15 protein-coding genes are annotated in these 22,368 nt (G+C 41.0%); 9 read left to right on the top strand and 6 right to left on the bottom strand.

All coding sequences use genetic code 11. The annotated features are described in order from the left end of the window. Positions 1 to 29: 29 nt before the first annotated feature. Together AOG27_RS08475 and AOG27_RS08470 are read left to right on the top strand one after the other, a co-directional pair. Entirely contained in the window at positions 30 to 1,712 is a 1,683-nt protein-coding gene (locus AOG27_RS08475) for a carbon starvation protein A (RefSeq protein ID WP_054552592.1), read from the top strand. Between the two features lie 103 nt (positions 1,713 to 1,815). Beyond that, a complete protein-coding gene (locus AOG27_RS08470) occupies positions 1,816 to 3,339 on the top strand; it encodes a M17 family metallopeptidase (RefSeq protein WP_054552591.1) in 1,524 nt (507 codons plus the stop codon). 67 nt (positions 3,340 to 3,406) lie between these two features. Here the strand turns inward: AOG27_RS08470 and AOG27_RS08465 are convergent, their stop codons facing one another. The 3 genes from AOG27_RS08465 to AOG27_RS08455 all read right to left on the bottom strand — a co-directional run bounded on the left by AOG27_RS08465 (position 3,407) and on the right by AOG27_RS08455 (position 9,852). Beyond that, positions 3,407 to 5,527 (bottom strand): Calx-beta domain-containing protein, encoded by a 2,121-nt coding sequence (locus AOG27_RS08465; protein ID WP_054552590.1) that lies wholly within the window; start codon positions 5,525 to 5,527, stop codon positions 3,407 to 3,409. 312 nt (positions 5,528 to 5,839) lie between these two features. Beyond that, complete coding sequence (locus AOG27_RS08460; protein WP_054552589.1) at positions 5,840 to 7,477, bottom strand: methyl-accepting chemotaxis protein; 1,638 nt, start codon at positions 7,475 to 7,477, stop codon at positions 5,840 to 5,842. Positions 7,478 to 7,626: 149 nt separating this feature from the next. Then, the gene (locus AOG27_RS08455; protein ID WP_054552588.1) at positions 7,627 to 9,852 is read right to left on the bottom strand and encodes a S9 family peptidase; all 2,226 of its coding nucleotides are present in this window, start codon (positions 9,850 to 9,852) and stop codon (positions 7,627 to 7,629) included. 112 nt (positions 9,853 to 9,964) lie between these two features. On the opposite strand from AOG27_RS08455, the gene AOG27_RS08450 reads away from it, so the two are divergent. Together AOG27_RS08450 and AOG27_RS08445 are read left to right on the top strand one after the other, a co-directional pair. Next, on the top strand, positions 9,965 to 10,369 hold the full coding sequence (locus tag AOG27_RS08450; RefSeq protein ID WP_054552587.1) for an HIT domain-containing protein: 405 nt from the start codon (positions 9,965 to 9,967) through the stop codon (positions 10,367 to 10,369). 58 nt (positions 10,370 to 10,427) lie between these two features. Further along, a complete protein-coding gene (locus AOG27_RS08445; protein ID WP_054552586.1) occupies positions 10,428 to 11,180 on the top strand; it encodes a substrate-binding periplasmic protein in 753 nt (250 codons plus the stop codon). 48 nt (positions 11,181 to 11,228) lie between these two features. On the opposite strand, the gene AOG27_RS08440 is transcribed toward AOG27_RS08445, so the two are convergent. After that, positions 11,229 to 12,929, bottom strand: coding sequence for a dipeptidyl-peptidase 3 family protein (locus tag AOG27_RS08440; RefSeq protein ID WP_054552585.1), 1,701 nt, complete (start codon positions 12,927 to 12,929; stop codon positions 11,229 to 11,231). Between the two features lie 273 nt (positions 12,930 to 13,202). Between AOG27_RS08440 and AOG27_RS08435 the strand changes: the two genes are divergently transcribed. Further along, complete coding sequence (locus AOG27_RS08435; RefSeq protein ID WP_054552584.1) at positions 13,203 to 14,045, top strand: HDOD domain-containing protein; 843 nt, start codon at positions 13,203 to 13,205, stop codon at positions 14,043 to 14,045. Between the two features lie 58 nt (positions 14,046 to 14,103). Here AOG27_RS08435 and rdgC read toward each other — a convergent pair whose 3' ends face one another. Continuing rightward, on the bottom strand, positions 14,104 to 15,012 hold the full coding sequence (gene rdgC, locus AOG27_RS08430; RefSeq protein ID WP_054552583.1) for a recombination-associated protein RdgC: 909 nt from the start codon (positions 15,010 to 15,012) through the stop codon (positions 14,104 to 14,106). A 90-nt stretch (positions 15,013 to 15,102) separates the two neighbouring features. Continuing rightward, positions 15,103 to 16,866, bottom strand: coding sequence for a sensor histidine kinase (locus AOG27_RS08425; protein ID WP_054552582.1), 1,764 nt, complete (start codon positions 16,864 to 16,866; stop codon positions 15,103 to 15,105). A 238-nt stretch (positions 16,867 to 17,104) separates the two neighbouring features. On the opposite strand from AOG27_RS08425, the gene AOG27_RS08420 reads away from it, so the two are divergent. The 4 genes from AOG27_RS08420 (at position 17,105) to thrC (ending at position 22,362) form a co-directional block, all read left to right on the top strand. Next, positions 17,105 to 17,479 carry a response regulator gene (locus AOG27_RS08420; RefSeq protein WP_054552581.1) on the top strand — a complete coding sequence of 125 codons (375 nt, stop codon included), beginning with the start codon at positions 17,105 to 17,107 and terminating at the stop codon, positions 17,477 to 17,479. Between the two features lie 227 nt (positions 17,480 to 17,706). After that, on the top strand, positions 17,707 to 20,124 hold the full coding sequence (thrA, locus tag AOG27_RS08415; protein WP_054552580.1) for a bifunctional aspartate kinase/homoserine dehydrogenase I: 2,418 nt from the start codon (positions 17,707 to 17,709) through the stop codon (positions 20,122 to 20,124). A 9-nt stretch (positions 20,125 to 20,133) separates the two neighbouring features. Beyond that, a complete protein-coding gene (gene thrB, locus AOG27_RS08410; protein ID WP_054552579.1) occupies positions 20,134 to 21,060 on the top strand; it encodes a homoserine kinase in 927 nt (308 codons plus the stop codon). Positions 21,061 to 21,078: 18 nt separating this feature from the next. Beyond that, a complete protein-coding gene (gene thrC, locus AOG27_RS08405) occupies positions 21,079 to 22,362 on the top strand; it encodes a threonine synthase (protein ID WP_054552578.1) in 1,284 nt (427 codons plus the stop codon). Positions 22,363 to 22,368 lie beyond the last annotated feature (6 nt).

Raw genomic sequence — 22,368 nt, 5'->3', positions numbered from 1 at the left:
AACATTATAACTTAATAAGAGAGATGACTATGCAATCGGTCGTAATCGTGCTGCTCGGAATAGTCGGTATGTTGTTCGGATGGTTCTTTTATTCGAAATTCATCGCCGAAAAAATATTTAAAATGGATGATAATTTTGTCACACCAGCTCATGAACTTGAGGATGGTGTGGATTATGTGCCAACTAACAAAGTTGTGTTATGGGGCCACCATTTCACCTCTGTTGCAGGTGCTGCGCCAATTGTTGGCCCTGCTATTGCCGTATATTGGGGCTGGGTGCCTGCGGTACTTTGGGTGGTATTTGGTACTATCTTTTTTGCTGGTGTTCACGACATGGGGGCTCTTTGGGCCAGCGCGCGTAACAAAGGCAAATCAATGGGCGCTTTATCTGAAAGCGTAATTGGTAAGCGTACCCGTGCGCTATTTATGATTGTGGTGTTCTTAGTGCTGCTGATGGTGAATGCCGTTTTTGGTGTGGTTATTGCCAAGTCATTTGTATCGCAACCTAACGCGGTATTCCCCGCTTGGTCAGCGATTGTAGTGGCCTTAGTTATTGGCCAGTTACTACGCCGTAAAGTGTCGTTAATTCCGCTTTGTTTAGTTGGTGTGGGAATTCTTTATTACACCATTTACCTTGGTAGTGGTATGCCAATTTCATTACCTGATGAAATGTTTGGTCTAAGTGCGAATGCGAACTGGATCATTATCTTATTTATCTATGCAGCCATTGCTTCGTTATTGCCAGTATGGATGCTGTTACAGCCTCGTGACTTTATCAACGGTATGCAGTTATTGGTTGGCTTAGTGCTTCTTTACGGTGCGGTGTTTGTGTCAATGCCAGATATCACAGCGCCTGCGTTTAATACGCAAACGGCGGTTGATACACCAAGTATTATTCCATTGCTATTTGTGACCATAGCTTGTGGTGCGGTATCGGGTTTCCACGGTATTGTGTCTTCAGGTACCAGTTCTAAGCAGCTGAACAAGGAAACTGATGGCCGCTTTGTGGGTTACTTAGGTGCGGTAGGCGAAGGTATGCTTGCACTTATAACACTCGTTGCAGTTAGTGGTGTTGCACTTGCTGTATCACCTGAAGAATGGCATGAAATTTATAGTCACTTAGGTGCAGGTAGTGTCAGCGCCTTTATTAATGGTGGCGCTAACTTAATTGAAAGTGGTTGGGGTATCTCGCAAGAGGTGGCATCAACCTTACTTGCCGTGATGGTGGTCTTGTTTGCGGGGACTACCATGGACTCTGGCGTACGCCTGCAGCGTTATATAATTCAAGAGTGGGGTGATATTTATAATATCAGCATCATTCGTAATGGTATTGTAGCTACACTTATTGCAGTTCTAAGCTGTTTACTGCTTGCCTTTGGAGCTGGTGGCGCTGACGGTAGCGGCGGTATGATCATTTGGCCGTTATTCGGTTCGACTAACCAAATCTTAGCAAGCTTAACCTTACTGGTGATTTCGGTAATGTTAATTAAAGCGAATCGCCCAGCTAAATACACGCTTATACCAATGAGTTTTGTACTCGTTATGGCGTTCTTTGCTGGGGTTATTAAATTGGGCGAGTACTATCAACAAGGTAACTGGTTACTGGTGACACTTGATTTGTTAGTACTGGTTGTGAGCGTACTGGTTATGCTTGAAGCTTGGTCTGTAATTGTTAAGCATCGTAAAGACTCAGCACACATTACAGAGCAGTAAACTTAGCTTGCCAGCCTTATAGTAAGCTATCTTACTTGGCTGGCAATAGCGCCCTAAATCAATGATAATAAGGTCCTATGTTTTTAACAGCAGGACCTTTTTTATGGCATACCCTCATGCAGTTGCAGCCCCTCAACTAGCGGATGCAAATCACGATGCATTGATTATTATCGGTGATGATTTTTCTTCTTTAGCAGACGCAAGCTTAAGTCAAGCTATTAGCGCTCAACAAGCTGTAGACGCACGTATTGGCAAACAAGTGACATTACTTGTAATTGACTCTAAACGCGTTATTTTAGCGCCTACAGGCCCTCTAAACCGTGATTATGATGATGTACGTCGTTACTTTGATGCAGCAAAGCAAGGTGTACTAGAAGCGAAAGCATCGGGTAGCACTCAGCCTGCAATTTTACTTGCTAACGTAAATCAAGATAGCCGTTACAAGCATGCCCTTGAAGTGGCTTATTTAGGTGCTTGCCAAGCGCTTTGGCAACCACTTGAGGCACGTGAGTTCCACGGCCAAGCGATTGAACCAATTAGCCAAATTAGCCTAGTGGGTGCAGACGAGGCAATGAGCAAAGCGCTTAATGCTATTGCTGCAGGTCAATACGCTGCACGTGATTTATGTGGTACAGAGCCTGAGCGTATGGCACCACCTCGTTTTGCAGACTACTGCGTTGAGTTATTTGCTGGTAGTAAGGTGTCTGTTGAAGTGATTTCAGATATCAACACTATCGATAAAGATTACCCAATGATGAGCACCGTAGCGCGCGCATCTTATGCTGTTGAGCGTCATCACCCACGTGTTGTAAAACTAGAATACGTGCCTGAAGGCGATGTTGAGCGTACCTTAATGTTTGTTGGTAAAGGTTTAGTTTACGATACCGGTGGTGCAGACCTTAAAGTGGGTGGCTTTATGGCAGGTATGAGCCGTGATAAAGGCGGTGCTGCTTCGGTTGCTGGCTTTATGAAATCAGTGGCTGACTTTGCACCAAAAGGCGTAAAAGTGATTGCTTACTTAGCCGTAGTTCGTAACTCAATTGGTTCTGATTGTTTTGTTCCTGATGAAATCATTACTAGCCGCGAAGGTGTACGTGTTCGTATCGGTAACACAGATGCTGAAGGCCGTTTAGCTATGGGCGACTTACTAAGCGAAATGAAAGATCGCGCTTTAAACGAAGTGAATCCAGAGCTATTCACTGTTGCAACACTAACAGGCCACGCAGCACGTGCTATGGGTCCTTACAGTGCGTATGTTGAAAATGGTCCAGCTCGCGCGGCGAAAATTTCGCGCCAAATTGCTGACTTAGGCGATTTATGGGCAGATGGCGCAGAAGTATCTCGTAGCCGCCGTGAAGATTATGACTTCATTCGCCCTCGCACATTAGCTGATGACGTACTATCAAGTAACAATGCAGCTTCTGCTGTAACTGCACGTGGTCATCAGTTCCCAATGGCATTCTTAGCGATTGTTGGTGGTTTAGATAAACATGGTACTGAATCAGCGCAGCCATTACCGTATGTTCATATGGATATCGCAGGCAGTGGTGTAGAAGGTGGTGATTGGCAACATGGCAAGCCTACCGCCGCAACAGTAAGCAGCTTATTCGCTCGTTATTGTTTGTAAGTTGTAAGTTTAAAAAGCATAAGCTTTAGACACAACCCTGTGCTCTAAAGCCTATGCTTGGTCAGGTTTAGTCTTTTATGTTCTTCTTTCGGTTTCTACGAATAAAGCACAGTGCGCCGAGCATTAGTGTAAAGTAACCTGATACACTGCCGCTTGCTTTATCATCTGGGGTTGCATGCTCTGGAATACCATCTTCATTGGTGATTGTGATTACTTCATCAGCGTATTTTTCATTGAATGATTCAGACTCTAATACGAGAGTGAAGCGTCTTGAGCCATCTACCTCTGAATTATCAATAATGTCGATCGTAATGTCTTTTTGTGTTTCGCCTTGAGCAAAGGTAAGTACTTCATCAAGAGCTGTAAAATCAGTGCCGCCGACCGCGCTATCATCCGTCGTTTTTATACGAACTTTTGTTTCAAAATCGGTTGGATCGGATTTGATTATACCAACTAATAGTTGGCCGCTATTTTCAGATATTTGTGTGTCTGAAATGTCTAATTCATAGCTGAAATCAACATCGTTGTCTTCAATCGTTACAATTGATTCATTGAAGATTATGTCACTTTCATCAGATGCTAGTTTGATATTAAAAGAGCGAGAACCATCAACTTCATTATTATCAAATATATTTATAGCTAGTTCTTTTTCAGTTTCTTGGCTCGAAAAAGTAAGGGTCTCATCAAGTGCTGTATAATCTTCTCCAGCAATAGCATCCACGTCTTCGGTGTAAATTCGTATTTTCGAACTACTATCTAAGCCTGAGTTTTTAATGACCTTGAATGTTACTTCATTTTCGTCTTCGGCTATATTGAGAGTATTACTATTAAATTCATAATCTTGCTGAGGTTGAGTGCCCGAAACAGTGAAAAGATCAAATGACGCATCACCTTTTTCACCTTCTATGATATGACTTAGTCTCAGCTGTGCGGGAGTTGTTCTGTAGTTAGATAGATCAACCGTCACTTTTTCCCAAATGTCGCCGTCGGAGTGTTGTTGGCCTTCTTTTCGCCATAACTCAGCCCACGTTTGCGCATTATCGGCGGATACCTCGATAATACTAGTTCCCATATCTTTGCCGTGCATATTGAAGTAAAACTCCAATGTCGGTTTTTCGATGAAGCTCAAGTCATAGCAAGGGCTTAAGTAGTTTAATTTGTCACCTTTTTTGGCATATACAATGTCATCAAAATCAGTGTCATCCCGTTTGCTACTATCAATTTGTAAATAGCTGTGCCCCTCAAAGGGTTCATCAGCACCTGTTCTGCTTGAATTTGAATCAGGTGAGGTTCTAAAAAAGAAGCCGTTATTAGCTACATCTTGAACCCATGGCTGCGCTATTTCTTGATTAAAATTAAAGCCATCTATATGTGGGAATTGAGTAACTATAATTGAGTTTTCGCAGTTTGGTACGGTTCTACCTTCACCAAATTGATTAAAAAGATGGTATTTATCTCTTTGCAAAACGTACTGCATACGGTCTATTTGTTGTGCAGAAAAGTGCGTACGGCAGGTATTTTTTCCTTGGCTCATTATGTTTTTGGCATCAGGGGCGTAGGGAGTACCTTCTTCATCTTCGGCAGAGCCTGTGTATTCGCAATTTTCAATATCATCATCTAAGTCATCAAAAGAAGGAGGGGTGTCGATTATCTGGTCACCGTACAAGTAGCCACGTTCACCGATTTGCACTGAAATAGGTTCATCATCACCATCGGCAAAGGTATGCAATAAACTGAGGTTATGGCCGATTTCATGTGCGAGTGTCGTTGTAACAAGATCTTCTGTATCAATTAACACACCATCTACGCCAAAGTAAGGAAAAAACGCATTACCATTGACGCCATCAAAGTCTGCGACCATGACATTTAAAGCTGATTTATCAAAATAAGGCTCAATAAATAACACTCTATTGTCTGGTGAGTAATCGTCGTCATAAAAACCAGGCATCTCTTCGTTGGTTACGAAGTCAGTAGATTTATAGTGATATGAGTAACCTGTACCTTGATAATGTGAATTTAAGTTTTCAATTGATTGCTCAATAGTGGCTTGGTCAACTTTGGCATTAGCGCCATCTTTATCGGTTGCTGCAACTATAAAGTGTAATGGAATTTGTTTTGTTTGAGTTGTATCTGCCAGCGCTTGATTAGTTACTCCGAGTAGCGAGTAAGTGCAAATTGCAGCTAACATAGTACGCTTTAAGTGTGTGTTCTTTTTGGGGTGTATGTTTCTTGAAGGCACTTTGGTATCGCTCCTTATTATTTTTGTAATAGTGATTAAATGCCAATGGCAATTTAATTCAGCACACCTCATTAGTTCCTTTTTAATTTATTTATGTAAATCTCGTTAATATCTATTTATCATCTTTTTTTATCTATTTAATAAAGGTCTAATTAAATCAGTGGGTTGTGTTTTTGGTGGCTTCAAAAATTACTAGAGGATAAAAAAGAAAGGTTATAGAAAAACCCCGCAAACCATTGCAGGGCTTTTGAATTGCTGTGATCAATCGAGTTTGAAACGGTTAACTACATCGCTCAATGCTTGTGAGCTATGCTTTAAATTATCACTGGCGTTGGAAAGTCCTTGGGTATTCGACAGTGATTGCTCGGTTGATTGAGAAAGCTCATTAATCCGCAAGTTAACTTCATCTGCGGCGCTGGTTTGTTGCTCGGTAGCGCGGGCAATTTGGCTATTCATATCTTTGATAATAGTGACTAGTCGTTCAATTTCACTGAGGGAGCTATTTGCTTCACCTGCCTGTGAAACCGTTTCACTTGATAACTGCTGACTTGCTGATACAGCATCAACAGCAGCTTGTGCACCGGTTTGTAGTTTACTGATCATAGCTTGAATTTCATCGGTACTTTTACCTGTACGGCTTGCCAAAGTTCTCACTTCGTCAGCTACAACGGCAAAGCCTCGACCTTGCTCACCAGCACGTGCTGCTTCAATGGCTGCATTGAGTGCCAGTAAGTTGGTTTGCTCTGCAATGCTGCGGATAACATCAAGCACTGAGCCTATGTTGTTACTCTCTGCAGCAAGGTCGGCAGTAACCTTACTCACTTGTTCAATGTTACGCGACAAGGTTTCAATGGCGGTGATGGTCTTATTAAGAACTTGCTTACCCGTTTCTGCATTTTGTGCAGCTTCGTTAGCGGCATGCTCAGCTTGTTCAGCATTCTGACTGACATCATGAATTTGATGGGTCATTTGTTCCATCGCAGTGGCCACTTGAGTTGAGCTGTCGTTTTGCAGTTCTATAAATGAATGATTGGTTTTGCTGGCATCATCAACGCTGTGGGCAAACTGATTCACTTGCTCTGCGTTGTCGGCAACATGTTTTAGTGACTCACGCATTTTTGCCGTGTACAAATTAAAGTAGCGCGACAAACGAGACACTTCATCATTGCCGTTTTCATCAAGCTTTTGAGTTAAATCACCTTCACCTTGTGAGATATCTTTCATCATATTTGCGGCAAGTTGTGTCGGACGAAGAATGCTATTGGCAATTAGGTAGCTAAGCGCAACCAGTAGGGCAATAATCACTACCGCGGTGATAATGACATGGGTACGAAGTGACGAGAACGCCTCTTCAATGGTATCAATGTAGACACCAGAGCCAACAATCCATTGCCACTTTGCAAACCCTTTTACGTAGGCAATTTTATCAACGGGCTGATCTTTACCTGGCTTTGGCCACTTGTAGGGAATAAAACCTTCACCTTGTTTTTTGACGATATTAACCATATCGACAAATAACAACACACCATCTGGATCTTTACTGCCCGCTAGCGATTTACCATTTAATTCTGGCTTAAACGGGTGCATGACCATAACGGGTTCATAATCGTTGATCCAAAAGTAATTGTTATTGTCATAACGTAGTGCAGAAATTGTTTCGAGGGCTGCTTGCTTGGCTTGTTGCTCACTCAGCTTACCTTGCTCAAACAACGCATAGTTATGCTCAATAATAGAGTAGGCTGACTCAACAAGGTTTTGGGTTTTTATGTATTGCTCTTGCTTTAGCGAGCTGTATTGCTGCGTTAAACTCGAGACGCTCAAAAATATCAGCCCTATCACGACCACACTCACTAACATGGCGAGGCGCTGAAAAATTGTAAAACGGCGTAAGTAATTCATGTGTGTTCCTTCGTCATGCTCATAAGAGCAATGTATTAAGCGTAGCCAAAATAGGTCGAAAATCTAGTTAAATAGTAGAATACATTGAGACAAAAAAAAGGCTGATTTAACAATCAGCCTTTAGTCTAAGTTACCGAAATTGAACGTGATTATTCAACGTTAAAGTGTCGGTTGAAGAAACTTGTGATAGTTTGATGTAAGTGCGTTTGTACGCTCTTGCCACGTAAACTGTGTTTTGAACCCGGGTAAGTCATCATTTCGAACTGTTTTTCTTGATCTTGCAGTTGTTTGAATAACTTAGTGGCGTGAGTGAATAACACGTTATCATCAGCCATACCGTGATAAATCATCAGTGGGCCTTTTAAGCCTTCAGCATACGGGAAGACAGCACTTGCTTCGTAACCTTTCGCGTTTGTTGCAGGGTGACCTACATAACGCTCAGTGTAGTGAGTGTCGTAAAGTGCCCAATCAGTAACTGGCGCACCAGAAACACCGGCTTTGAAGTAGTCGCCCGCTTTAAACATGGTCATAAGCGCCATGTAACCACCGTAGCTGTGGCCATAAATACCAATACGCTCAGGATCAACGTAATCAAGGGTGCGTAAGAACTCGACACCTTTAATTTGGTCTGCCACTTCAGCCACACCTAAGTGCTTATAAATCACGTCTTCAAACTTTTTACCACGGTTGTATGAACCACGGTTATCAAGTTGGAAAATAACATAGCCTTGTTGTGCCATGTATTGGAAGTATAAGTTTTTACTACGCCAGCTGTTTGTTACACGCTGAGCATGAGGACCGCCATACACGTTAACAATAACTGGGTGCTTTTTACCGTCTTGGTAATTAGTTGGCTTGAATAAACGGTAATGCATGATTTGCCCGTCTTCAGCCGTTAGTGTGCCGTATTCTGGGGTGATCAAATCAGCTAGGTAAGGCGTTAATGGGTGTGACTTATCTAACTTGTTTTCTTCAAGCCAAGTGATAAATTCGCCATTAATTTTACGTAATGCCGCAGAGCCAGGCTTATTCACTGATGAGCTGTTATCGATAAAGGTTTTGTTATCTTTAGCAATCACCACATTATGGTAAGCGCCTAGCTCAGTTACGCGCTTAATTTCGCCTTTTTTGAATAGCGGTACGCTGTAAAGGTGGCTCTCAAGTGCTGTGTCTTTACGACCTGCAAAATACACGATGCCTTTTTTCTCGTCGATACCTTTTAAGCTATCAACAACCCATTCACCTTGGGTGATTTGACGGATCATTTCACCGTTTGTGCGGTATAAATAAAGGTGTTTAAAACCGTCGCGCTCAGATGCCCAAACGAAATGCTTTTTATCGTTTAAGAATTGCAAATCAAAGTGTAGGTTAATCCAAGTATCACTGGTTTCTGTTAGGGCAACCGTTTGCTTTTTCGTTTCGCTATTATAAAAACGTAACTCTAAGTTATGTTGCGAGCGGTCTTGCCACTGATAAGAAAGCGTTTTGTTATCTTTTAACCATTTTGCGCGAGCGATATAGATATCTTGAACGTCGCCTAAATCAACCCAGTCAGTTTTTTGATTGTTGATGCTTACAACACCTAACTGAATTTTAACGTTGTCGGTACCTGTAAACGGGTAGCGTTGGTTAAAAAGCTTTACTTCATCGGCGTAAATTTCATTACGGATCGCTTCTTTTACTGGGCTTTCATCAACACGGGTATAAGCGATTTTAGACTCATCACCAGACCACCAGTAGCCAGTCATACGGCCCATTTCTTCTTGCGCAACAAACTCGGCCATACCGTTTTTAATAACACCGCCACCATCTTTACTTAATTGGATTTCTTGACCCGTTTTTAAGTTAAGTGCGTATAGGTTTTGCTCACGAATAAACGATACGAAGTGCCCTTTAGGTGAGAAGCGTGCATCGGTTTCAAATGCGTCTGTGTCGGTTAATTTGCGGCTTTTAGCTGAGGCAAGCTCGTAATAGTAAAGGTCGCCATTAAGTGGAAATAAAAGCGCTTTACCATCTTTAGACCATTTATATTCTAAGATCCCTTTACCAAAAATACGTTGGCGCTCACGGCGTGCTTTTTCTTCATCAGATAAGTTTTCTGGACCAGAAAATAGCGCAGCAGAGTCAACTAATAAGCGGTTTTTGTTATCTTTTAAGTTGTATTCCCATAGATCGTAGCGGTTGTAATCATCGGTTTTACCTTGCAGGTAAGTGACACGACTGCCGTCTGGAGAGAATTTAAGTTGTACAGGCGCTTTGCCTGCTAAGCTTGGATCGTCAAAAATACGCTCAAGTGTGAGTGGTTCAGCAGTCACACTAAATGCAGTGGCCACCACTGGCAGAGCAAGTGAGAGAGATTTAATTTTTTTTAGCACAGGAGTACCTTCGCTCGAATAAAAACTGCCATGATGTTAATGGTAAGCTTAGGCAACTGCAACAAAATGCTATAAAGTAGGATTTGATTACCCAATATCAAAGGATTTATTGATGAAAAATACTGATACGTCGTTTTCTCTGGCCCCAGAACTACAACGCGACTGCATTGAACTTGCGGATTGGCCACTGTGTAAAGTATTGCTGATGAATGATAGCCAATACCCTTGGTTTATCTTAGTGCCAAGAGTTGCAGACGTTAAAGAGATTATCGATCTGTCTGAAGAGCTACAAATTACCTTATTACAAGAGTCGGGCAAACTGAGTAAGTTGTTACAACAGGTATTCAGCCCAGACAAACTCAATGTAGCAGCATTGGGTAATATGGTGCCGCAATTACATGTTCATCATATTGCACGCTTCACTACCGATCCGGCTTGGCCAGCGCCTATTTGGGGTAAATTACCGACAGTTCCATATAGCGATGAACAAATAGAGCAACTAAGAGCACATTTTTAATCAATCATATTAAATTGCGCTAAGCTAAGTAGATGCGAAAAATAAGAGACTAATAAAAGTGAAAAGCACAGTAATAGCCGTATTGGCTTTTCTATGTTCATTTTCCGTAACAGCAAAAAGTTATTACTTTGTTGGGAGCCATTTCCCCGCAATCTTAGAACAAGATCAACAAGGTACAGTGATTGGTTTAGGTGCTGATATTGCTCATGAAATTTGTCGGCGCCTTGGGCATGAACTCGTCATCGATATCATGCCACTAAAGCGTGCTTTAAAAATGGTTGAGCAAGGCCATGCAGATGCCATTATCGGTCCTTATAAGTCTCTTCAACGTCAACAATATATGCAATTTAGTGCCTTGCCATTTTATGAAGATCCTATTGTCTTTTTTACCAAAAAAAATAGCGATGTAACTTGGGCTGGTAATTTCGCAAGCTTACGTAAAGACGTGATTGGTATTACTCGGGGTTGGAATTATGGTTCAGAATTTAAACGCAATAAATCAAGTTTAACTTTGTCAGAAGTGGCGAGTGTTAAAGCTAGTTTTTTACAGTTAATGCACAATCGAGTTGATTTAGTGATGACTCACCCGCGAGCTGCTCTTCCGATTATTGATGATTTATCAATTTCTAGTAAGGTTATCATGCTGTCGCCAATCATTACGGTGAATCAAGGCTATTATGGTTTCACTAAGCAACGGGAGCTTAATGAGTTTATAGATGACTTTAATTCAGAGTTTAATAAGATGTTGATTAGTGGTGATATAGTCCAGCTGAATAGCAAATATGGATTAAGTTTTGTCGCACGAGAATAATAAAAAACGCTGCAATTGCAGCGTTTTTTTAATCAGACAAGGCTGGTATTAAAGGCCTAATACTTCTTTGCCTTGTTTGAAAGTAACATCAACAGGGATATTAGCTTGGCTTAATTTTTCTAAATCTTTCGCTAGCTCTGCTTTGATCTCACCATGAGTTGCGATTAGCTGATCAACTTTTTGGTAATCACCGTCACCTTGAATCGTTAAGATTAAGCGCGATAGTTTTTCCATTGCTTGGCTCATTTTCTCCATGTTAACGCTGTATAAGCCGTCAGCATTTTTAGAAAATGCGCCTTCTTCAGCGAAGAAGTTAAAGCGGATCATATTCGCTTTACCATGTGCGCTTGAAGCACCAAAACGCACTGAACGGAAGATACCAGCCATAAAGGTGATGTAGTAATCTTCTAATGTACCGTCAGTGATCTCGCCTTTCTTAAGTAATTGCTCAACCATGTAAAGACCTAAGATATCCGCTTTACCTTCTTCAAGGGCACTTGCATGCTCTTGCAATGATTGGCGAACAGTACCCTTACCCGTAATGGTGTTTTTAATGCCTAAACCGTGCGCTACTTCGTGGAACATAGTGTTTGCGAAGAAAGCGTCAAAGGTAATGTGTTTACGTTGCTCAGGAACAATTAGCTGCTCTGAAATAGGCACTAAGATTTTATCGAACTTAGCACGCATTGCGTTTTTAAGCTGTAAACGACGTGTGCCTTTTTCTAGCTGTACTTGCTCATCATTTGGCAAGTTGATAGCAATTGTTTTACTACCCGCATTTGAGTGGCCTGCGTAATAAACGACATCATAAGCATTTAAGTCAGCGTCTGAACCTGGGACTTCTTGCTTATATTTTTCGTCTACAGGTAAACCTTTTTGTAGCTCTGGTAAGAAAGCAGCGAATTTAGCTAAACGCTCGCTCCATGCCAAGTCTTTGATTAGTACATAAGATTCATACGCCGCACGGTAACCAAATAGTTGATCTTCATAGGTTTCAATAGGACCAATAACCACATCAATAGGGTTATTTTTCATATCCATCCATGCAAAATCAGATGGTTGAAAGTCATCATTTACTAGTGCATCTGCACGCATGCTTAAGTAGTTAGCGAATTCTCTATCATCAGCGAGCTTGCTTGCTTCACGTAACAAGTTGGCTGCTTTTTCTAGCTCTTGTGCGTACTCAACAGAGTAAGCCACACTGTAAAGAAGGCCTTTCTCGTCACGTTTGATCACTGAGTAAAGACCTGTTTTGTCATCAACGATTGCGTTGTTTAATTCTTCTTTAGTGATATCGCTTGGGTAAAATTCAGCGCCTAGAGGCTTTTCTTCATAACCTGATAAGAAAACTTGGTCGCCGTTTAAGCGATCCCAAGGGCCGTAGTTGATATCTGCAAACTTCTGAACTTTTTCATCATTGATTTTTGCTAAGAAAGCGTCTTTGTTCTCACCAAATGCTTGGCGCCAGAATAGCTCATCCATAATTTTTGAGGCATCGATCAACTTACCAACCATTTGCTTTTGGTTATCACTCAGGTGGCTAAGATCAGAAGTAAGTGTGAAGTCTGTGTAAATGTCTAAACGGTTTTCATCTGCATTGATAAGTTGTGGGTTGTTCTGTTCAATACTTTGCTTTGTTTGCTCTGCAGCAGGCTGAGTTTGAGAAGTGGTTGCTTGCTGATCAGAACATGCACCAAGAAAAACAGCACCTGATAAGATAAGTGCTTGGCTAATTTTATTTAATGTCATTTTGCCCGTTCCCGATTTTAGTGAGAGTCATTGTTATTAAAACAAAAAGTGTATGCATTAAAGCAAACCTGCCATATACATGGCAAGTATACAGCGCTAGAAGCGATATTTATTTATCAGTTACATGATTAAAAAGCATAAAAAGAGATAATTTCTGTGATTTTCTTAACTTTAGCGTTAAGTTAGACAATACTAAAACAAGAACTAATCTAATAATGTCAGTCATTAGTTTGTCTTTATTTTGGCAAACTAACCCAAGAGGATGGCACGCATATGTCAACAGAGAATGCATTACTGACCATATTGGTCGACAGAATAAATAATGACACTTTAGTGTTACCGACATTACCTGAAGTTGCAGTAAAAGTGAGGCAAGCAGCAGATAACCCAGAAGTAAACTTGATGGATATGGCAGATGTTATCTCCCATGATCCAGCGTTATCGGCACGAATGATTAAAGTGGCCAACAGTGCATTTATGGGGCGCTCAGTTAAAGTCACCAATCTTCATCAAGCCGTCACACGAATTGGTCTACGTCAAATCAAAAATATTGCCACCGCAATGGCGATGGAACAATTGTTTGTATCGCATAATGAGCTGATAAAAGGGTATATGGATAAAGCATGGCAAAAAACCCTTAAAGTTGCATGTCACTCAATTACTCTAATGGACTTTTTCTTACGTCGAAATAAGCAAACATCACTGAACCGAGATACCATTACGCTAGCTTCATTAGTCTATAACATAGGCGTGTTGCCAATTTTGACTGAGGCTGAAAAGCACCCTGAAGTTTTTGCAAATCCAAGTTTTTTGGCACACGCTATCCAAAAGTTAGGAGGCAAAGTAGGTGGCGCAATTATGCGTGCTTGGGGCTTTACTGATGAGTTCGTCGAAGTTGCTGAAAGCTGGGCAAATCCAAACTATCGTCCAGAGCATATATGCTATGTTGACTTTATTCGTATTGGCGCGATTTTAGAAGGCATCTTGCAGGTTTCTGACAAATCGGCAGCATTGCAAACATATGTAGATAAAGGCGTAATAGAATCGCTTGAGTTATTTAATGAAGACGAATATCACGATATGCTTGATGAGGTCAAAGCCATTTTTACTGAATAGCTAAAAACACAAAGCGCGACCAAGTCGCGCTTTTTGTTAATTAACATTTAGGTTAATTTTATAAATCTTCAGCGTCGCCTAAGCCTTGGGTCAGCTCTTCTAGCAACTGTTTAATTTCTTCTGACGCTAAGATGAAGTCTGCATCAAGTTTTACCGCCATATCTTCTTTTGGAATGTCGGCGTTTTCTTCTTTTAATGTTTCTGAATAGCTTAGACGCTTAATCGAACCATCGTTTTGTAGCATGAACTTAACGCGTTCTTGCCAATCAAGAGCCAGTTTAGTTACGCGCTTACCATTTTCTAGGTGTGACTTTACTTCGTCACATGATAAGTCATGGCCTTTCAATTTAACCTGAGCACCACTGTCATCGGCTTCTTCAAGCTCTGCATCGTTACCGATAGAGAAGCCTTCAGGAGTGCTGAAGTTAGTTAACCAATCTGTTAAAAATACATCTAAATCATAATTAGCAAATGCAGGTACGACAGGTAGCGTGCCAAGTGATTTACGAAGTAGGGCTAAAAGCTCTTCTGCTTTATTAAAGCTTGCGCTGTTAACGACAACCCAGCCATTCTTTTGGTCAATAAACGCAAACTGTAGGCTCGACTTTTTAAATGCTTGAGGCAGTAAAGTGTGCAGAATATTTTCTTTTAGTTCGTCTTTTTCTTTTTTCTTTACCGGACGGTTTTCTTCCGCTTCGATTTGCTCAACTTTCTCTGCAACCAATTCGTTGATAACGGCCGCAGGCAGTACTTTTTCTTCACGCTTAGCGCATACTAAAATGCTGTCTTGAGAGAAGTGAGATAGAGTTTGACCATGCTTACCAAAGGCTTTTGTCCAACCAAATGTTGAAAGCTCTTGGCCTGTACATGAGCGGAACAGATCTTGTTCTAGGGCTTTGTCGAAGTCTTCTTGAGAGTATGAAACGTCTTGTTTAAAACGGTAGCAGATAAGGTTACTAAACCACATAATTAGGCTAATCCTTTCAATAAATTTGCCCAATCATAACAATAAAAAACTGATGCCGAAATGAATCATTTCGCCATCAGTACGAATTGCTTATGAGTTAAACATTGAAAGCGGTTTAGGCATGTTTTTTGGGAAACTAATATGGTAATGCAAGCCTTTTCCAACTTCGCTTGTTACTTCTATATCACCGCCAAGGGTTTGCTTCACTAAGTTTAAAGTGATATGAGTACCTAACCCACTGCCACCCTGATCACGCTTGGTTGTGAAGAACGGGTCAAACAGTTTTTCTAGCTGATGTTCGGATACACCATTACCATTATCTTTAAAGTCGATAACGACTTCATCTTCTTCGTCTTTAATTATGATATCTATGATGCCACTTTCAATACCTTCAAAGCCATGAATAAGTGCGTTCATGATCAAGTTTGTAAAAATTTGGCTAATAGCGCCTGCAGGCAGGTTGAGTGTTAAATCTTCAGGGCAATCTAAATTGATATGATGAGATGTTTTCTTTAGTTTTGGATGTAAAGAGCGGATCACTTCACCTAAATACTCTTTGAAATTAATAGTACGTACTGCTTCACTGGCTTGATCGACTGCAATTTGTTTGAAACTTGCAACCAACTCTGATGCACGGTCTAAATTACTAGTAAGTAAGCTAGTGCTTTGCTTGGCGTCATTAATAAACTCTTCAAGCGCTTTTGGTGATAGGGTTTTTTCTTTGTATGCCGCTTCAATCTGATCTAAACGTTCTTGTAAAAATGAAGTCGCAGTCACACCAATCCCGATTGGTGTATTTACATCATGGGTAATACCTGCAACTAAGCCGCCTAAAGCAGCCATTTTCTCGGAGCCGACTAGGCGCTCCTGTGCTAAGTTCAACTCATCAACATAGCGCTGTAACTCAGTTTGCTTGGTTATGAGTTCTTGTTCAGTTTGTTTACGAAGGTCTATCTCTTCAGTCAGTGTTAGCTTTTGTTTTTCTAATTCATATTTCTGTTGCTGCAAATCCATCATCGCTTGGCTAAGGTTAGATGTTTTGCGCGCGACTTCTTGCTCTAACTGTAAATTATGTTGGTCGAGTTTTTCATTACTAAGTACAAGCTCTTTCTGAGTATGTTCCAGCTCTTCTCGGTAGAGAACAACTTTATCTATTAAACGGTTAAAAGATTCTTCCATTACTTTTAATTCGTTGTGTTCAGTTGTGTGGATCTCGATATGGCGGCCTTCTAAATCGTTTAGTTCAAGATCTTCAATTTGTTCTGTAAATTGCGCAAGTGGTTCAGTTAAGCGTTTTCTAAATGCTAGTAAGAAAAGTATGATCAAAAAGGTGGTTTTGATCATTGCGTTACCGATTAGAAAATAAATAGAGATCATGATGCGGCTAAATACCACTTCTCGGCTTGAGAATAAGGTTACATCGCCTACTTGAGTTGTTTTACCCGAAAACTCAAAAATAAGCGGAAATGTATAGCCGAATAAACCGGATGGTGTATCTTCAATTATCGCTTCTTCTTGCACTAACTGCTGGCTATATAGCTCGTGAATATCTAATGAGCGACCTAATTGTGAGAGTACCTCGCCACTATCATCGCGCACAATAATGCCTTCGATCATAGGAATTGCGAGTAAGCCTTCAGCTGTTGTGATGGTTTGTTTATCGTTAAGTTCCCAAATTGCACGGGTTAAACTACGGCTAAATGTTTTTTGTAAAGTGGTTAATTCGTCACGAATGTAATCTTTAGTGTTTACATATTCAGCAATAACCTGCCCACAGGTCACTACAAAAGTGAGTAAGAAGTAGACCGAGAGCACATTTGTTAACAATTCTTTTGATAGGCTTTTCTGTAACATAGAATACCCATAGCTCCTTGGTTACATTTGTAATACATTCAATTAGTTCTAAAGTTAGCTAATAAACGGTTAAAAATAAATAAATAAATCCTTTTTTACTGGAGTATTTATAAATTGTTACTATTTTTTAAAAAAACTTAACCTTACTGCACCAATAAAAGTGTGTTATAAATTTCGCTCGTCTTTTACTTTAGCCTTTTTAGATGTTGTATTTGCTACAGCGAAGATTTTTATATTCATGAATAACCCTAATTTTTCAATACTGGTTTGTGATGATTCAAGTATAGCTCGCAAACAAGTAGTTCGGTGCTTAGGTAACTGTTTAAGTGCTGATATTCAACAAGCAACCAATGGTCGAGAAGCACTTGCTTTACTACGCGAGCAAAACTTTGATCTATTGTGTTTGGATTTAACTATGCCAGAGCTAGATGGTGTTGCTGTACTTGAAACGATCAAAGCAGAGAAAATAGAGTGCTTTGTTATAGTGATTTCAGCTGATATTCAAGCGCAAATGAAGCAAAAAGTAGCTAGTTTGGGTGCCATTGATTTCATCGATAAGCCGATAGATATTGTTCGACTGAAAGCAACTTTGCATAAATTTGGTATTCATTAATCTTTTGTATAACAAAAGTGCATAATTTATCTTTTCTTTAAGGGTTGACAGCTTGGCTACATTTAAGGCAGTCTAAAGGCTATGAAAACATTTAATCACGCAACGACCATTATTATTACAACCATCATCCTTACAGGATAGTGGCATAGGTCGGTGCAACAAATTTATAGGCCTGTGTTCACTAGAACACAGGCCTTTTTCGTTTATGGAATGAGGAAACATAAATAATGCGAGTATTAAAATTTGGTGGGTCGTCCTTGGCCGACTACGCATGTTTGCAACAGGTAGCTCAGTTAGTCAAAGAAGAATTACGCGATGAAATGCTGTTAGTGCTGTCAGCACCAGGTGGCATGACAGATTCATTAGTTGCATTAGCAAGCGCTGCAGAGCAGGGGCAAGATTTTAGAGAGTTATGGCAAGCATTGGTTGCGCGCTGTGAACAATTAAAAGCTGCTGTTGAAGCTGACTTTGGTCAGGTAGTGAATTGGCCTGATTTAAACGAACTTAAGAATAAACTGGATGGTGTTGCACTTTTGAAGTGTTGCCCAGACCAAGTACGTGCTTATGCAATTAGTTTTGGTGAGCGCGTTAGTGTTGCCTTGATGGAGTGTATGCTTAAAGAAAGTAATGCTCGTTATTTAGAAGCAACAGACTGTATTGCATCTGTAGGTGGCTACATTGATGCTGAAGCTGACTTGGCCGCAAGTAAGTTACGTTTTCAAGCTGCATTAAAAGCAGCACCGAGCACTATTTATATCATGCCGGGTTTCACTGCTGCCAATGAGCAGGGGGAACTAACAACACTTGGTCGCAATGGTTCAGATTACTCAGCAGCAATAGCTGCAGCATGTTTAGAAGCTGATGTATGCCAGATCTGGACTGATGTTGACGGTGTTTACAATGCTGACCCGCGTTATATCAAAAAAGCATCTAAGGTTGATTCGTTATCTTATAAAGAAGCAATGGAGCTGTCTTACTTTGGTGCGAAAGTATTGCACCCGAAAACGATTTTACCTTGTGCTAAAGCAGGTGTGCCGTGCGAGATCAAAAATACTCATAACCCACGTGCTGAAGGTTCAGTGATCAGTAACGACAGTGTGTCGAACGAGCCTGTTAAAGCGCTATCAAGTTTACAAAACCTCGCTATGTTAACCGTGTCTGGCCCAGGTATGAAAGGCAAAGTGGGTATGGCATCAAAAGTATTTAATGCATTGGCGCATGACAATGTGTCAATTGTACTAATCACACAATCTTCGTGTGAATTTAGTATCAGTTTCTGTGTGCATGAGAGCGACCTATCACTTGCTCTAGAAGCATTACAAACTGCTTTCGAATTAGAATCACAAGCCGGTTTAATCGAACCAGTTCAAGTACAGCGTAACCTTGCGATTGTAACCCTAGTTGGTGATAACATGCGTGCGCACAAAGGCTTAGCAGCTAAGTTCTTTGCTTCATTAGCTCAAGCGCAGGTTAACATTGTTGCTATTGCACAAGACTCGACTGAGAGTGCTATTTCAGCGGTTATCGATGGTGAACTATGCAACGACGCAGTGAAAGTGTGCCATGAGAACTTCTTTACTCACATTCCTTCAATCGATGTGTTTTTACTTGGCTGTGGCTTAGTAGGTCAAGAACTTATCCAGCAGTTAAAGCGTCAACAAGCATGGCTTGAAAAACGTAATATTAAACTGAACTTGTACGGTGTTGCTAATTCAAGGCAGCTTTATCTAGATAGCGAAGGCATTGCTTTTGATGGTTGGCAAGACAAATTAGCCGTGTCAGAGCAGGCATTTGATTTAAATTTGGTCGAGCAATTTGTTAAACAAAACCATTTAATTAACCCTGTGATCGTAGATTGTAGCTCAGCCGATAAGCTTGCTGGGCAATATGTTGATTTCTTGAATGCCGGTTTCCACGTTGTTGCGGCAAACAAAAAGGCCAATACTAGCTCGTATGCTTACTACCAAGATTTAGTTGCAGTGACACAGAAGAATAATCGTAAGTTTTTATACGAAACAAACGTAGGTGCAGGCTTACCAGTACTTGATAACCTGAAATCACTCTTTGGTGCCGGTGATGAACTTATTAAGTTCAGCGGTATCTTGTCGGGTTCATTATCGTATATGTTTGGTGCGCTACAAGATGGTTTATCACTTAGCGAAGCAACGTTAAAAGCGAAAGAAAGTGGATTTACAGAACCAGATCCGCGTGATGATTTATCAGGCACTGATGTTGCTCGAAAACTACTGATCATTGCCCGTGAATCGGGTCTTGAGTTAGAACTAAGCGATATCGAAGTTGAATCTGTTTTACCAAAAGGGTTTGCAGAAGGTGATTCTGTAGCAGATTTCATGGCAAAACTACCATCACTTGATGCACAGTTTAACGACCGTATACAAAGTGCTGCAAGCGAAGGTAAAGTACTTCGTTATGTGGGTACTATTGAAAACGGTCAATGTAAAGTAGGCATCGAAGCCGTAGATAGTAGCCATGCTCTTTATGATATCCGTGACGGTGAAAATGCACTGGCCATCTTAAGTCAATATTATCAACCTCGTCCGTTTGTTATTCGTGGTTATGGCGCAGGTGCTGAAGTAACGGCTGCAGGCGTATTTGCCGACATTTTAAAAACGTTAACACGTTAGGAGCTGGTCATGATCCGTGTATATGCACCCGCTTCAATCGGGAATTTTGCTGTAGGCTTTGATGCGTTAGGTGCTGCGCTAGCACCAATCGATGGCACCTTATTAGGCGATGTTGTAGAGGTGAGTGGCGCTGAGCAAGATACTTTTGTCTGCTCTGGCGACTATGCCCACAAACTGCCTGCTAATGCTGAAGAAAACTTGGCTTATCAATGTTTAATTCATTTTAAAGAACACGTTGCACCGACTATGCCAGCGGTAAAACTTGAGCTTAAAAAGAACCTACCAATTGGTTCAGGTTTAGGTTCGAGTGCCTGTTCTGTGGTGGCTGCGTTTGCAGCCCTTGATAAGTTCGCTGAAACCAACTTATCTCAAGAGCAACTTATCGAGTTGATGGCTGATTTTGAAGCCATTGTTAGTGGCGGTCGTCATTACGATAACATCACACCCTGTTATTTAGGTGGCTTGCAATTAACTGGTGAACTCATTCCGAACAAGTCAATTTCGTTACCTGTTGATAATCAATGGTATTACGTAGCGGCTTTTCCGGGATTTTCACTGAATACCGCAAAAGCGCGTTCGGTCTTGCCAACGCAATTATCAATGCACGACAGTGTTGAGTTCGCTCAGCGACTTTCTGCATTTAGCAGCTTATTGCTTACAGGTCGCTTTGACGCAGCGCTTTCCATTATGAGTGATGAAATCGCTGAGCCACATCGCGCACCGCTCATTCAAGGCTTTGCCGAAGCAAAGAGTGCCTTGCCAGAGCTTGGTGCAGAGATTGTCAGCATTTCTGGTGCGGGCCCAACATTATTTACCGTGTGTAAGAGCCTGGAAGCTGCTAAGCAGTGTGCAGCTTGGCTGAATGATAATTACATCAATGAGCAGGGCTTCTGCCACATCTGCCAACTTGATCAGCTTGGCACACGACAGCTTTAAAGAATTTAAGGAATAAACATGCAATTACATAATTTAAAAGATGAAACACAACAGGTGTCGTTTGTTGAAGCGGTAAAAACGGGTTTAGGGCGTAATCAAGGTGTATTCTTCCCTAATAGCCTTACACCAATTCAAGACATTGATAAGTTACTTGATTTAGACTTTGTGAGCCGTAGCAGTAAGATTTTATCGCACCTGATTGGTGACGAGCTTCCTGCCGATACCGTTGCACAGATGGTGCAAAATGCCTTTAACTTTGATGTGAAATTAGTTGAAGTAGAAAAAGATATTTATTGCCTTGAATTATTTCATGGCCCAACGCTTGCGTTTAAAGACTTTGGTGGCCGTTTTATGGCTGAGTGTCTTGCGCAATTTAATCAGGGTGAAAAAGTCACGATTTTAACGGCTACATCAGGCGATACAGGGGCTGCAGTTGCCCATGCATTTTATAATAAGCCAAATATCGATGTCGTGATCTTATACCCGAAAGGTAAAATTTCATTAGCGCAGCAAAAGTTATTCACAACGTTAGGCAACAACATTCACTGCTATGCGGTTGATGGTAGCTTTGATGATTGTCAAAGCATGGTAAAACAGGCGTTTTTAGATGATGAAGTGAAACAAAAGCTTGGTCTGAATTCAGCAAATTCAATTAATATCAGCCGTTTAGTTGCACAGGTTTGCTATTACTTTGAAGCGATTGCTCAATTACCAAAAGAGCAGCGTAGTAAAGCGCATATCTCAGTTCCAAGTGGTAACTTTGGTAATGTGTGTGCCGCGATGATCGGTGCTGTGCTTGGTATGCCAGTAGCGAAATTAAGCGCTACAACTAACCAAAACGACACGGTGCCACGTTTTTTACAAAATAAAGAGTGGGCACCGAATGATACGCTTGAGTCACTATCGAACGCGATGGATGTAAGTAAGCCGAATAACTGGCCGCGTGTTCAGTTTATGTTGGATAACGAATGGTTTAGCTATGATGACTTTTATTCAAGCTGTGTTGGTGAGGAAGAAACAAAAGAGGTGATGAAAAAAATTCATCAAACCGGTTACATCGCAGAGCCTCATACTGCAATTGCTTATCAGGGCTTGAAAGAAAATCTAGCTGATGGCAGTGCAGGTATCTTTTTAGCGACTGCACACCCAGCTAAATTCAAAGACAGCGTAGAGCAAATTTTAGACATCGAATTGCCTATGCCGAAACCACTCGCTGATGCATTAGCAAAACAGTGTTTAGCTGAAGATATTAAGTTTGATTATCAATTGCTTCGAACTGAGCTGTTAAATAAATTAGCTTAGTGCTTA

This window comes from Pseudoalteromonas lipolytica (assembly GCF_001306915.1).
GTDB lineage: Bacteria > Pseudomonadota > Gammaproteobacteria > Enterobacterales > Alteromonadaceae > Pseudoalteromonas > Pseudoalteromonas simplex.
The sequence above is the reverse complement of the archived record's forward strand: the minus strand, read 5'-3'. Positions and strand labels throughout refer to the sequence as shown.

What these genes read in the sequence shown, in the direction of transcription:
- AOG27_RS08470 (WP_054552591.1), top strand. Translation starts at nt 1,816, where the DNA reads ATGGCATACCCTCATGCAGTTGCAGCCCCTCAACTAGCGGATGCAAAT.
- AOG27_RS08465 (WP_054552590.1), bottom strand. Translation starts at nt 5,527, where the DNA reads ATGTTAGCTGCAATTTGCACTTACTCGCTACTCGGAGTAACTAATCAA.
- rdgC (WP_054552583.1), bottom strand. Translation starts at nt 15,012, where the DNA reads ATGTGGTTTAGTAACCTTATCTGCTACCGTTTTAAACAAGACGTTTCA.
- AOG27_RS08435 (WP_054552584.1), top strand. Translation starts at nt 13,203, where the DNA reads ATGTCAACAGAGAATGCATTACTGACCATATTGGTCGACAGAATAAAT.
- AOG27_RS08475 (WP_054552592.1), top strand. Translation starts at nt 30, where the DNA reads ATGCAATCGGTCGTAATCGTGCTGCTCGGAATAGTCGGTATGTTGTTC.
- AOG27_RS08450 (WP_054552587.1), top strand. Translation starts at nt 9,965, where the DNA reads ATGAAAAATACTGATACGTCGTTTTCTCTGGCCCCAGAACTACAACGC.
- AOG27_RS08440 (WP_054552585.1), bottom strand. Translation starts at nt 12,929, where the DNA reads ATGACATTAAATAAAATTAGCCAAGCACTTATCTTATCAGGTGCTGTT.
- thrA (WP_054552580.1), top strand. Translation starts at nt 17,707, where the DNA reads ATGCGAGTATTAAAATTTGGTGGGTCGTCCTTGGCCGACTACGCATGT.
- AOG27_RS08460 (WP_054552589.1), bottom strand. Translation starts at nt 7,477, where the DNA reads ATGAATTACTTACGCCGTTTTACAATTTTTCAGCGCCTCGCCATGTTA.
- AOG27_RS08425 (WP_054552582.1), bottom strand. Translation starts at nt 16,866, where the DNA reads ATGTTACAGAAAAGCCTATCAAAAGAATTGTTAACAAATGTGCTCTCG.
- thrC (WP_054552578.1), top strand. Translation starts at nt 21,079, where the DNA reads ATGCAATTACATAATTTAAAAGATGAAACACAACAGGTGTCGTTTGTT.
- AOG27_RS08420 (WP_054552581.1), top strand. Translation starts at nt 17,105, where the DNA reads ATGAATAACCCTAATTTTTCAATACTGGTTTGTGATGATTCAAGTATA.
- thrB (WP_054552579.1), top strand. Translation starts at nt 20,134, where the DNA reads ATGATCCGTGTATATGCACCCGCTTCAATCGGGAATTTTGCTGTAGGC.